Source organism: Floridaenema evergladense BLCC-F167, from assembly GCF_041929205.2.
Taxonomy (GTDB): Bacteria; Cyanobacteriota; Cyanobacteriia; order Cyanobacteriales; family Aerosakkonemataceae; genus Floridanema; species Floridanema evergladense.
In genome coordinates this window covers 1,477,187-1,490,886 of the sequence record NZ_CM171625.1, presented here as the reverse complement: position 1 = coordinate 1,490,886, position 13,700 = coordinate 1,477,187, and the positions used below count along the sequence as shown (strand labels likewise).

The window sequence follows — 13,700 nt, the reverse complement described above, 5'->3', positions numbered from 1 at the left end:
GTATTACTTTGAGAAGAGATTTTTATCTACATCTCACAGCAATATCAATAGTTAAGAATTTACTGCTACAAAAACGCTGGAGTTGCAGCTGTTTCTAACCAATCAAAGATTTTTTCTAATTGATTGAGACTGACTAATCCATATTGCCAAAGCGTCATGGGTAAAGATGTGGTAGATTGTTCGCAATGCCGTAAGGCTAACGAAAGGGAGTTAGCGGGAATTTTTAACTCCTCTTGTAAAAAGTTAACTAGTTTTCTTAACCGATTCGCTTCCATTTTCTTTATTTAAGTATATTTTGCCGAATAGTATTTTTTGGTTAGTTATCAATTTAGGAAGCGATCGGGAAAAACTAGAGAAGGCAATTATTTTACCCAAAAATATTGGGCTTGAATTTTCTTTAGGGATTTGAAAGTTTTGTGCAGCAGCCGAATTAACTAATAAGTAACTTCCTGAATTATGTTTAACCATTAATTAAAGCAGTAGTAGTTAAATAAAACATCCGCGATCGCACGGAAACCCGCAAAGTAAAACTACGGGTTTGTGCGATCGTACCTCAGAAAAGCAGAGAACCAACTTTTACCTTAAATCCTATAACTACTATTTGTTGTATGTCACTAAAGGTTCTTGTGAGAGTTTTTGCAAATTCACAGAATTCAATAGCTGTTGCCATTTAGTTACTACCGCTGTATCAGTAGGACGGGAACGACGTAATTCAGCTACTGTTGCCATTGCATCATACCAAAGATTGTTGATTTGGTATTTATCAGCTAGGTCTAAAGAAGCGCCCTGTTTTAATTTACTCTCTAAATCCTGGTTCAGTGCGACTCGTTTAATCGAACCTGTAACATAAATGTCCGATCTGCGATTTTCCCGATCGGGTATCATTGCAAAATACCAGCGGTAAGTTTTACCAACTTCCAAAGTTTTTGTTGGTTCATTTTCGGGAATTGTAATTCCTACTACACCTGAATTACCATCAGTTGTAAACTGTGTTTCATATATCTGACGTTCATTTTCATCAACCAACACAAATTCAACCAATTGCGGCTGCTGAGTTTTCGGCACATAGAAAAAGAAGGTGGGAGTTGCCGAGGCAGTCAAACCTTGATTATTGTCAGGAACCAAGGCTATTAAAGGCATTTCAGAAATGAACATATCTGAACGAGTGCCACCGCCAACTCGTCTTCCTGGTAAACCTTCTCTCGCTTCGCTAACATCTTGTGCCCCTGCTTGTTTTACTCCGCTACTGGAAAAAAAAGCGAATGCTGATAACAAACAAAGGAAAATAATGATTTGATGCAAAATTACACTACGCATATCAACATTTTCGTTAACTGAAATACATCTTACTGCTACTCAACAAAAGCTGTCCCAAAGAATGTGAGAACAGTCCTGTACTGATTATAGTAGTATTATTTTACTAAATGATTCCGTATAATTACATAAGTTATTATTGGCACTAAATCTGTATACTTCACAATTTTGGCTGGTTAAAGTTGTAAAACTTAAAAAGTGTTATACTTTATTATACGCTTGTTTAAATTTAAAACCTACAAAAACTCTAAAAAATTTATGTCTGGTAGAAATTTTATTTAATTCTGTGCCTGAGCAACTTTTTCAGAAACTACCTCAACTGTTTTCCAACAAAGAACTTCATGCTGGAATAAAAAAATTTGGCTACAAATCGCTTCTATTTTGTCAACAACCTGTTTTGATTATTAGCTTATTAGTGACGGGTTTGTTGTTAGGAATTAGACAGATGGAAGTATTGCAGCCATTGGAGTTAATGGAATACGATCGCGCCACCCAATTAAACCCGGAGATGAAGCCAGATCCGAGAATTTTAGTTGTAGGAATTAACGAAGCGGATATCGAAGCACAAAAGCAATGGCCTCTGTCCGATCGAACATTAGCTAAACTATTAGCAACGCTGCAATTGTATCAACCAAAAGTTATTGGTTTAGATTTATACCGGGAAAGGGCATATCCACCCGGTCATGTTGAACTAGTTAAGGAATTACAAAAGCAGAATGTAGTTGTAATTACTAAATTAGGAGGAAATGGAAGTGAAAGTGTAAAGCCGCCTCTTAGTGTAGCAAAGGAACAAATTAGTTTTAATGATTTTGTACTCGATCCCGACGGAGTAATTCGGCGAAATTTCATATTTGCTGCTCTAAAAGGCGAAGCCTACTACTCTTTTGGATTACTAATCAGTTTAAAATATTTGCAAGAACAGAACTTAGCATTAAAAGTACAACCTCATCACCTGAAATTGGGTGAGAAAATTTTGCCCAATTTAAACCCTGATTCCGGGGGATACCAAAATATTGATACAGGAGGCTATCAAATATTATTAAAATATCGGAGTAGGAGTCAGAATATAGCAGCACAGGTAACATTGACTCAAGTTTTAAATGGAGAAATAGATCCGAATTTAATAAGAAATAAAATAGTAATAATTGGAACGACAGCACCCAGTCAAAAAGATTTATTTTTTACTCCTTATACGGCAACGGATCGGGATACAGCCAGTATGCCAGGAGTGTTAATTCATGCTCAAATGGTCAGCCAAATTATTAGCATAATGGAAGATAATCAACCTTTATTTTGGTTTTGGCCTCAATGGTTAGAATGGTTTTGGGTATGGGTTTGGTCGCTAATAGGAGGAATAATAGTTTGGCGCTTTCGCCGACCATTACTGTTAGGAATTGCTCTATTTATAGCGGTATTAATTTTATTAGGGGTTTTCGTTGTTAGCTTTGTGCAAGGAGGATGGGTACCGCTAGTAGTGCCAGTGTTGGGATTATTAGTCACGGGAAGTAGTGTAGCAGCTTATAAGTTATTTAATGATACTTTTTATGATGCTTTAACAGGTTTACCAAATCGAGCTTTGCTTCTTAAACAAATAGATAAGAAAAATAACTCCGTCCAACATAAGGAAAATTATTTAATAGCAGTAATATTTTTAGATCTCGATCGCTTTAAGATGGTAAATGATAATTTTAACCACCAAGTAGGCGATCGGCTGTTAATCGCTGTCACTAAAAGATTAAAATCTTGCTTAAGTGATCAAGATATAATAGCTCGGATTGGCGGAGATGAGTTTGCTGTCTTATTAACAAATATCAGTAATGTTAATCAAGTAACATCAGTAGCCGATGCAATGCAAGAGAAATTGTCTTTCCCCTTTAATCTTAAAGGGGAACAAATATTTATTTCGGCTAGCTTTGGAATTGCTTTTAATCAGATAGGTTGCGATCGACCTGATGAGATAGAATTATTAGTTAATCGCCAACCAGAGGAACTGTTACGAGATGCTCATACAGCAATGTATCGGGCAAAAGCACTAGGTAGAGCACGCTATGAAGTCTTTTCTATAGGTATGCGTACCCAAATAGTTTCTCGCTTGCAATTAGAAAATGAATTACGCCGAGCGATCGCGGCTTTAAGTGATGGTACAAGTCAAGAATTTTTAGTTTATTATCAACCAATCATATCTTTTAAAACGGGAAAAATAGCAGGGTTTGAAGCATTAATTCGTTGGCAACCTCCGGGTAAATTCATTTCCCCTGCTGAGTTTATTCCCTTAGCTGAAGAAACTGGTTTAATTATTCCTTTAGGGGAATGGATATTAAAAGAAGCCTGTCTTCAGTTAAAAAGTTGGCAGAAGCAATTTTGTTTGGAATCACCTTTATCATTAAGCGTGAATCTTTCCAGCCAACAGTTTTCCCAACCGGATTTAACTGAAAGAGTGGAAAAAATTCTCAAAGAAACAAAGCTGAATGGAGAAAATTTAAAACTAGAAATTACTGAAAGTATGGCAATGCAAGATGTAGAAAAGACCATTGCTAGTATTTTACGTTTAAAAGCGTTAAAGTTGCGTTTTAGTATTGATGATTTTGGCACGGGATATTCATCTTTGAGTTATTTGCATCGCTTCCCTGTAGACACTTTAAAAGTCGATCGTTCTTTTGTGAGTCGAATGGAAGATAGTAGTGAAAATTTAGCGATCGTCCAAACTGTAATTATGCTCAGTCATAAATTAGGTATGGATGTAACTGCTGAGGGAGTAGAAAAAGCTTCACAAATGCAAATATTGCGAGAGTTAGGATGTGAATATGGACAGGGTTACTATTTTGCTAAACCGCTAAATAGTGAAGCAGCAACGGCATTATTAGCCGAACAACCTCAATGGTAATTAGATATACATACTTATGGGAGGCTGACTCATGCAATTCGTTAGCGGTTTAGGTTAAAGAATTTTCTAGGTACGTTGTTGCGCTTTAGCGCTAAATGTGGTTAAGACAGCGCAATAAGATAAATAATTCAGCGATTCTTTCCGAAAAATTTTTCTTTTCTCTTGCCTATTCATGAGTAATTTAATCTTACTTATTTAAAGTTATAACCAATTTCCTACTAAAACAAAAGCTGACCAAAAATAGGGATGAGAAAATTGGTCATTTTGCAAAAATAACTGTTGAGTGCGACGTAAAGCTTCGGCTTTTGTAATTTGGTTATTATTTAGCTCTTTGTAAAAATTTGTCATAAATAAAGCAGTAGCTTCATCATCAACATTCCACAAAGTTGCTACAGTACTTCGCGCTCCCGCTCGCACAGCTATTCCCGTTAATCCTAAAGTGGCGCGATTATCTCCAGCAGCAGTTTGACAAGCACTAAAAACTAATAATTCTAAGGGGCGATTAACGCTCTGATTACTACGTAAAAGAGTGTCTAATTCCTTGGCATTAATCTTTGTATCCCAAGTCAAAATAAAAGTATTAGCCGCCTTAGAACTAAATTGACCATGAGTTGCTAAATGAACGATCGGAAATTTATCACTTTGGATTTTTGTCTTAAAATTAGATGCTGTAAAAGATTGATTTATTAGCTCTTGAGTACTAACTTCTTTAGCAATATTACTCAATTCAATAGCTACATTAGGAAGTGGTGCAAATCCTTGACGCGATTCGCTTAATCCCACCGTTAGCACTTTAATATTATTACGCTGTAAAGGTCTGGCATCTACTAATTGTAATCCAGGCGCGATCGCCACACTGTATTTTTGTACTAAATACTTTTGTCCATCATAAATTCCTGCTAAGGGAATATTTCTTAAAGAACCATCTAACACAAATACTAAAGTTTGTCTGCCACTATTTGCTAAATCAGTTTCGATCGGACGAATTAACCAATTGTAGATTTTCTCAGCAGCAGCTAAATAGCTTTTTTGGGAAAGTCGTAGTCGAGGAATAGTCAAAGCATCAATGGCTTTTTTGATTGTTGCTTCTATTTCTTGGTTAGGTAAAACAGTTGTGTACCGCCGCAAAGGTTTTCCTGGCAATGCAGCAATTACTTCTATCCGTTCGTTAATAGTGGAAGTACTTGTATTACTTAAAATAATTGTGGAAAAAACCGCTGCTTTCGGATCGATTTGGTCAATTTTAACAGCTTGGGTATTTAAACAAGCATCTCGGAAAAAATTATCCAATTCAGCTAATTGTAGAGAATCAATTAAACTCCTTGCTCTTTGCAAATCTGCTTGTTCTACATCTTTTCCTACTGGTAATAGTAAATCTACTAACTCGCGATAAACTGGTTCTACAGTATCTCGAAAATCGAACTGAGCTTCTGCGGAAATTGCCACTAAATCGCTGCGAATAGATGCTAAAGAATTAACAGCTTGATCATAAGCTGCGATCGCCCCTTGACGATCTTCTTGCTGTTTATAAATTCTCCCTAATTGCCATTGCCAACGAAAGTTAATATCAGTAGCATTAACACTTTGAGATAACAGTAAAGCTTTTTTGGTTAATTGTTGAGCAAAATCCCATTGTTTGTTTTCTTCATACAACCTCCCAAAATTTCCTACAGCATAAGATAATGTTCGTTTATCCTCTAAAGTCTCAGCTTGTTGCACAGCAGTTCCTAACATTTTGCCAACTTCCGCATTACTAGGAAGTGTTAATTGATTATTTCCCTCTTTCCTCAATTGCATTAACCTTCTAGCTAAATTAATTCGCGCATAAATTGCTTGTCTACTCAAAGGTAATTGGCTTATATTAGCTTGAATTTGCGGCACCAATGCTAGGGCTTTTTCTGCTTGTTTTTGATTAACTAAAACCTTGAAATTATTCAACATTGCTTGAGTTTTAATATCGGGAGAATTAGTAGCTTGCACTGCTTTTTCATAGTAATCCAAAGCTGTAGGTAATTCTTGCCCTAATCTTGCTGTTTCGCCCAAACTTAAAAACATTGCAGCGATCGCATCATCCACTTTCAACCTTTGGGCAATAGCTAAACCTTGGGTGAGAACTTTTTGCGATCGATCTAACTCCCCCACCACCCGCAAAGCATCCCCCAAACTTTGCAAACCCTTCACCTTGATTAAACTATCCGGTTGCTGTTGCCAAGTTACATTTAACTCATCCAAAGCTTTAATTGCCTGACGATACAAACCTAATCTTTGTAAAGCTTGAGATTGATTAATTTGATTGCGAGATACTCCAGCAAAATCACCAATTTCTTGATAATTATTTGTAGCTCTCTGCCAAGTTTCCAAAGCTTTTTCCGGTTGACCAACTGCTAATTGTAACAGCCCTTGAACTTCTAAAGATTGCGCTAATAATTGTTGGCTTTCTTTGCTATTAGGTTGTTTTTTCAGTAAATTAAAACTTTTGCTAATTTCTTCTTTAGCCTTAGAAATTTCTCCTGTTTTATGATAAGCTAAAGCCAAATTTCTCGCCACTCTTGCTTGTCCTAGCTGATTGCCTTGTGCAGCATAATTATTGTTAAGTTGTTGTAAAAGAGCGATCGCTTCCCCAAACTTACCATCTGCATAAAGTTTTTCTGCTTCTGCTTCCCAATTCATTGAATTATCAGCAACTAATTGTTTTGAAATTACTTGACTATCTGGAAACGCAGCAAGTGACATGGCATTTTTTCCCCACAAAATCACCCCACAAAAAGATAAAATTCCCAAACATATAATGAATAAATTTTTAATTTTCATTAACTACTTCCCTACCAAAAATTACTTTTTAATTGGTAAAACACCACAGCCCGGATCACTTAAACTCAAACTGTGAGGCGAAGCTGTTCCTCCTCCAGCAATTAAAACAACTCTGCCATCAGCCCCAACTATCCAACCTTGAGCTTCTACAATTTGCTCATCAGTTTTTGCCACTCTAGCATGAGAATTACTCCTACTATTTATCCGTCTTTGTAAACCAACATTTTGATTCACATCTGCCACTCTTGCCCATTCCACCATCACCGCATCATTAGTTGCAGAATTAACCGGATTAGGCGGTAAACCACCCCTTCCTGTCACTACAAAAGAACTCCTCTCTGCTTGTTGTGGCGCACAAGCATTTTGAGCAACTAATCCAGCTACATCAATCACATTTGTAGGTAAAGAAACTAACCCAGAACTCACATCCAAATCAGGTGTATTAATTTCCACTACTCCTCTTAATGCCGGATTTCCCCCCGTTGCCGTAATATCATTATTGGGCGTTTGTTCTAGTCGATATTGCAGACCAAAAATACCAGTTGCATTAATATTTACTCGACCCCCCTGGCTATTAGCAGCATTAGCAGTAATATCGCTATTTCCTATACCTACTAAGTTATTTGTTGTCAAAGTAATATTTCCCCCTGCTTCTTCACCAGTGGAATTAGTACTAATTAGACTATTCCCACGTAACACTAATAAATCTCTGGCTTGCACCCTGATATTACCAATCCCAGCTTGATTATCAGCCGCCAATCTCCCAGTATTATCAAGTTCAATTCTGGTTGCATTCACTTCCAAATTACCAGCCGCACCCGAACCCGTACCGCTGACAAATAAACCACTGTTAATTAACTGCTCCCCCAAAATTCTACTGCCACTAATTCTCACATTTTCCGCATTCACACTTAACGTTCCTCCAAAGCCTTCTCCAAAAGAATTTGCTCTGATTGTTCCTCCAGTTTCAATGCTCAATTCTCTGGTATTAATCGTTAAATTTCCCCCGGTTCCGGGGCCAAAATTATCAGCAGAAACTTTCCCTCCATCCTGTATTAGCAATCTTCTCGTATTAAGTGTTAAATTTCCAGCATTCCCAGTACCACCTGGATCTGTAGAAACAAACAAACCACTACTACCTTTTATTGCATCAGGATTTGGGCGTGTTCCAATTATTTCGATCGACTCAGAAGCATCAATTACCAAATCACCTGCATTTCCATCTGCTCTAGTAGCAGTAACTATTTGTCCCCCACCTTGAAGTAATAGTCGTCTAGTTTGAATCGTTAAATTGCCACCATTGCCTGTAGCCCGAATCGCAAACACTGGATCGATCTCAACCCCTGTGAGAATGCCTCCAAGGGTGGTAGTATCGGGGTTTGTGCCAATCAATTCTACAGATTCCGTAGCCTTAATAGTCACATCTCCCGCTCGACCTGCGGTAAAAGTGGCAGTATTTACTGTTCCCCCATCTCGAATTAGTAATCTTTGGGTTTCAATGGTAATATTTCCACCATTCCCGATCGGTATATCACCACTATTGTCCAGCGCTAAAGCTTGAGAAAATATGCCACCACTAAGATCAGGATCTTCTAGTGGCACACCAATGATTTCTACTAATTCTGAAGCTATAACTGTTAAGTTTCCCGCATTACCATTACCATTAGACAAATTACCTAAATATGCCCCATCTCTAATAGATAATCTGCGAGTTTTAACTGTTACATTACCACTAGCTCCCGTTGCAGTTCCTATAGTAGAATTAGTAATTCCAGTATAAACAGGAAACAAAGGATCGGAAAAAAACCTATTAAGTTCACCGATAAATTCTACTGATTCAGTAGTAGTAATATTTATTTCTCCCCCAGTTTCTGCTCCATCTTGAGAATAAAAAATTAATGCCCCTCCGGTAAGAATTAGGTTTCTCGCTTGTACTTGAATATCGCCTCCCCTTTCCCCACTGGTATTAACAAAGGCACTTTGAGTTAAATTAATATCGCCAAAGTTTTGTACTTGATTGTAATCTAATGCCCAACCTTGTGTAATCGGAATCAGACCAACAAATCCATTATTAGCAACACTACCTAACTCAACTCTTCCTTGTGGTGCTGCCATTGTACCCCCTTCTAAAAGTACATCACCACCTACAAGTGCGAAAGTTCTTCCCTCACTAACTTGCAAAGAAGCACGAGAAGTTCCATTATTACTTTGATTCACAATTCGACCAGGATTCGTACCATATTGTAAGCCCACAGGAATATTAACACTCAATAATGGTGGTGCTTCAGGGTTAGTAGCACTAAATTCTAAACCATCAGCAAATCTAATTTTACTCGCCGTACTACCAATAAATGAACCGTTAAGATCTAATTTTGCACCTAGACCAAAAATAATTCCATTAGGATTAATTAAAAATAAATCTGCATTACCCAAAACTCCCAAAGTTCCTAAAATTTGCGAAGCATTATTTCCTGTAACTCTAGTTAAAATCCTCGCCACCCCATCGGGGTTAGCAAAATAAACCCCCCGCCCAGCACCAACATTAAATTCTCGGAAACTATGAAACAAATTATTACCACGAATTGCTCCCCCGTTAATGCGATCGCTAGGAATATCTCTAATCACACTAGGAGTAACTACAGAGCTTTCATTCCCCAAAGTAGCATCAGGAACGACCTGAGCTAAACTAAGTTGACTTGATAAAGCAATTCCACTAAAAGTTAAGTAACCTAACTGACTCAACCGCCAGCCAAATTTTTTCATAGCACAAGTTTGCATTTTACTAACCACCTTGAAGCAAAAATAAGTAAACTTCCCAAACAAATAATCAACAAATTCTTAGTAAACCACTGTTAATTAACTGCTCCCCCAAAATTCTACTAACTGACTCAAGCGCCAACCAAATCTTTTCCAAGCACAAGTTTGCATTTTATCAACCATCTTGGGGAAAAAGTATAAAAATTTAACAGTTTTTTAAAGTTATCTATATTAAAAAACTAATCTAGTCGGGTCTATTATAACTGTAGAAATAAGGGAATTAAAATTTGATAAACCCTCTCAGCTACCAAACTTTACCTAATTTTTAATTAATGACTAATCCCACAGTAAAACAGAAGGTAAAGCTTCGGGGTATGCCAACCTAAGTAATTCATAGCCAATTCCCGATGTTCCCTGAAAAAAGCTAGGGCTAAATACAGAGTTGGGCAGATTAGGTAACTTATATCCTCCAGATTTCTCCGCCCAATGTACCGCCCAAGTAGTTCTCTGTTCGGCAATCTCTTTTAAGTCGGGACGAGATAATTTTTCAGCGGCTACCTGCAATAGTTCGATGCGACCAAAATTCCCACAACAAACACAATCCACATCCTGCAAACTATATTTTTTAGTTGTTTGCAGCGCAATTTCTATATCTTGTTCGATTTGAGTTGTCTTGAATATGGTAGAGCCACCCAACCGAGCTAATCCAATTCCGGTTGCGCCATGACACCAACTCACCATAAAAGCAGGTTGACCATTTTGTTGAGCAAATGCTCGAAAATCGGGCCAGTTGGCGACAGCGGGAGAAAACACACTATGCTCGTAAGTAATAGCATCGTTAGCTGCTGTTAAAAAAGCTTCGTTTTGGGTGACTGCATAAAGCCGTAATAGAGCGTATGCAATGCCAGCTGCGCCGTGAGAAAAACCCGTGTAATATTTCTGTCCTAAAATATGCCAAGCTTTGCCTGATTTGGGATTTTTAATTGGCAAATTTGGATAATAAAATTGTTTGATTGGTTCTGTTTGATGAGTCAGTAAATGTTGACCGCAGTTAATAGCTATTGCTAGAATACTTGGTTCTTTGGTTTGGACGTATAATGCCAATAATCCTAGAATTGCCCCTGCTGCACCGCCGATAATATCAAATTGTTTGTCATTACTAATGAGTTCGGGAGTAATTAATCGAGCAATAGCTAAAGCATTTTCTAAGAGTGTAGGTTCTTGCAGAAAGTGACTAGTTTTTACTAAGGCGTAGATAATTGAACCTAAACCTGTACCTCCGCCAATTCCTAAGCGCACGAATCTGCGAGTAGATTCAAAATCAGCTGTTTGCAAGAATTTGTTAATTGATTGAAAGGCGGCTAAACTTAGTTGATGAAATTGTTGTGTGCCTCTGACATAATCCAAGGCTGATAAAAATAATGCAATCCCTCCGTTACCGTTATAAAGGTCTTCTGGCAAAGGCATTAGTTGAAATATTTCGGCGTTAGGAATGTAGACAAAACTAATCCATTTAACGCTGCCGTCTTTTCCCCAAATTGCTCGTTGTTCAATTTCTGTAGCAATGCGATTTGCTTCTTGGAGTAATTGTTTTTTACTTAAGGGTTGTAGTTCGGATAAGTCTGTGGGAACTAGGGTGGATAGATTGGCAGTTATGGGGTTGTTACTTAAGTGATTTCGTATTACTCTGGCATAAAATGAGCCTTTTATTATTTCTATTTGTTGGGCTAGATTTGTTTCATTTAATGTTTGTATTTGTGAGATTACTTCTTGATAACTGGATTGTTTAAAGTATTGTTCGATCGGTTTATCTATTCCAATTGTTAGGGTTTGACTATCTGGATAAGCGGCGAAGTAGGGAATATCCATTTGCTCCATTGCTTTAAGTTCGGCGTGGAATATTGACCAATAATTAGGCTTTTTAGCAGTGACTAAAAAAGCACGGGCGAGGATGTCTATTTCGATGCTGCGATCGATCCCATCACGCAAAAATTGTGGGGCAAAAGTTTTCTGCAAAATCGTCCAATAAATTCTAGTGGCGCGAAAGATAAACCGCACTCTCTGATTTTGCATCAACAATAAAGGTGTGTTAGATGTTAGCAAAATGTCTCGTTTTTCCATGAGGAAATGATACATTTGCTCAAATCCAGTGACGATCTCTGATAAATAATCATTTGGAGAAAGAGGAAAATTATTTAAGATTGGTATATTCTGAGGAATAGAAAATTGTAAATCTTTCGTTTCTCCATGTTCTTCTGGTGCTGCGGTTATTTGAGCTTCAATACTACCTAAAGCGCTGGTGTCATAAGCCAAACGTTTGTTTTTTCCAAATTCCCAACGGGGTAATAAACCTGTGCGTAAAACTGAGTCGGCAAAGTAGAAATTTACGGTACTTTCGGCTTCTGTTTCTTCTTGTAATTCAGCTAAAGGACTGACTTCTTGGTGCATAATAGTTTCCATATCAATTAACACCAAATGTTCTCCGTGAGCAATTAAGTTTTCTCGGTGACAGTCAACTACTCGCAGTGTATAAAGCAGGCATAATAGCATTCCCGCACGTTGATAAAAACGCTTGGCTGCGGCTTCATTTTCACAGGGCAAATGTTCTACATATTCTACCCAACCATGTGTTTGGTAATCGCAGACTTTTAAGACTTTAAATTTTAAATCAATTCCTTGCTGATTGCACCATTCTAAAAATTTAGTGTAAGCTACTTCTGCTCCTAAACATTTGGGTTTATAAACTAGCTGCAAGCCACATTCAAAGGTAAGAGCAATTACTGAATTACCAGAATTATGAGGATCGGAAAGAGCAGGTTTAATTTTAACAACTTTTCCTAGTTCGGTAAATGAATCTTTTTCTGGGTGGAATACTTGCTGAATTTCATTTAAGTTAGTTTGCAAGCGTTGTAAAAATTTGGCTGTTGCTTCTACCCAAAAATCAATTGCTGTGGCTATTAATCGACCTAGCACAGGATAATTCTGGAAAAAAGTTACTAATCCATCTTGCAAAAGTTTGTGTACGAAAGCGTCGTATTGTATTTTTATTTGGACGCGATCGCCAGTAGATTGCCGTAATAAATTTAGCAAGTTCTGCCCTAAAGGACGAGAACGAGCAAATTCATATTCTAAAGTTTTACCACTTAGATTTAAAAGTTGATTGAGTAAATTGCGTTCTAAAGTGAAATAAGCTGTATGAGTAAGTAATTCTAATGGTAAAAATATCGAACCATTTAGAGATTTTAATAATTTCTGCCTTGCTACAGCGATCGCCGGAAGTAACACTTCTTTAAAGGGTAATTTTATTCCGGGATCTAAAGGTAATTTGCCTATTTGATTCGTTGTTGAGTAATAATATTCATCACCAGCACTCAGATAATTCTCATCTTTGAGTTCGCAAGCAAAAATTTCTGCCTTTTTTTCTGGATCGTTAATTAATAACCAAGCAGTTTGGATAATTTCATTTAAAGTTTCTGCCCAAATTGGCAAATTTTCAGGATCTTCGGGGGGAAGCGATCGCACAATTCGCTTTGCTTGTTCTAAATTCAAATCATCCCAAAGCAAGCGTTTGGCAAACTTTTCCCAGTTTCCTTGCGCTACCACTTGACACCAGCGATCGAGGCGAGGATTTGGTTGTGACTCTCCGGTGTCTGTATCATCAACAGCAAATGATTCCACTGAGAGGCGCTCTGATAGAGAGCTTGCTTGGGCTACAATTTTTGCTAAATCGGATTTTGTAAGCTTCATAAGTATTGGGGTATTTCAGTTTTATTATTCCCAAGTTAGCAATAAATCTTGCTTCGATAGTTAGCAAATTTTTCAAGTTGGCTCTTTGGTTTTGGGGACAGGGGACTAAGTACGGCAATTGTTATTAATAAAAATCAAAACTATAATAACAATAATTTCTCTTGTACATAAAGTGATAAGCAAAGTT

General features: G+C 37.4%; 6 protein-coding genes. 1 reads left to right on the top strand and 5 read right to left on the bottom strand.

What is annotated here, in order from left to right; all coding sequences use genetic code 11:
• Nucleotides 1-65 precede the first annotated feature (65 nt).
• Entirely contained in the window at nt 66-275 is a 210-nt protein-coding gene (locus ACE1CA_RS06940) for a DUF2949 domain-containing protein (RefSeq protein ID WP_413275692.1), read from the bottom strand.
• 322 nt (nt 276-597) lie between these two features.
• Nucleotides 598-1,317: a DUF928 domain-containing protein gene (locus tag ACE1CA_RS06935; protein ID WP_413275693.1), complete on the bottom strand. Its 720-nt coding sequence runs from the start codon at nt 1,315-1,317 to the stop codon at nt 598-600.
• 283 nt (nt 1,318-1,600) lie between these two features.
• Between ACE1CA_RS06935 and ACE1CA_RS06930 the strand changes: the two genes are divergently transcribed.
• The gene (locus ACE1CA_RS06930; RefSeq protein WP_413275694.1) at nt 1,601-4,198 is read left to right on the top strand and encodes an EAL domain-containing protein; all 2,598 of its coding nucleotides are present in this window, start codon (nt 1,601-1,603) and stop codon (nt 4,196-4,198) included.
• A gap of 201 nt (nt 4,199-4,399) precedes the next feature.
• On the opposite strand, the gene ACE1CA_RS06925 is transcribed toward ACE1CA_RS06930, so the two are convergent.
• The 3 genes from ACE1CA_RS06925 to ACE1CA_RS06915 all read right to left on the bottom strand — a co-directional run bounded on the left by ACE1CA_RS06925 (nt 4,400) and on the right by ACE1CA_RS06915 (nt 13,513).
• Nucleotides 4,400-7,009, bottom strand: a complete 2,610-nt coding sequence (locus tag ACE1CA_RS06925) for a CHAT domain-containing protein (protein WP_413275695.1) — start codon at nt 7,007-7,009, stop codon at nt 4,400-4,402.
• 21 nt (nt 7,010-7,030) lie between these two features.
• On the bottom strand, nt 7,031-9,787 hold the full coding sequence (locus ACE1CA_RS06920) for a two-partner secretion domain-containing protein (protein ID WP_413275696.1): 2,757 nt from the start codon (nt 9,785-9,787) through the stop codon (nt 7,031-7,033).
• 315 nt (nt 9,788-10,102) lie between these two features.
• Entirely contained in the window at nt 10,103-13,513 is a 3,411-nt protein-coding gene (locus ACE1CA_RS06915; RefSeq protein WP_413275697.1) for a type 2 lanthipeptide synthetase LanM family protein, read from the bottom strand.
• Nucleotides 13,514-13,700 lie beyond the last annotated feature (187 nt).

Bases quoted from the DNA above. Each gene is read 5' to 3' on its own strand.
- ACE1CA_RS06940 (WP_413275692.1), bottom strand. From the start codon at position 275: ATGGAAGCGAATCGGTTAAGAAAACTAGTTAACTTTTTACAAGAGGAG.
- ACE1CA_RS06920 (WP_413275696.1), bottom strand. From the start codon at position 9,787: ATGCAAACTTGTGCTATGAAAAAATTTGGCTGGCGGTTGAGTCAGTTA.
- ACE1CA_RS06925 (WP_413275695.1), bottom strand. From the start codon at position 7,009: ATGAAAATTAAAAATTTATTCATTATATGTTTGGGAATTTTATCTTTT.
- ACE1CA_RS06935 (WP_413275693.1), bottom strand. From the start codon at position 1,317: ATGCGTAGTGTAATTTTGCATCAAATCATTATTTTCCTTTGTTTGTTA.
- ACE1CA_RS06915 (WP_413275697.1), bottom strand. From the start codon at position 13,513: ATGAAGCTTACAAAATCCGATTTAGCAAAAATTGTAGCCCAAGCAAGC.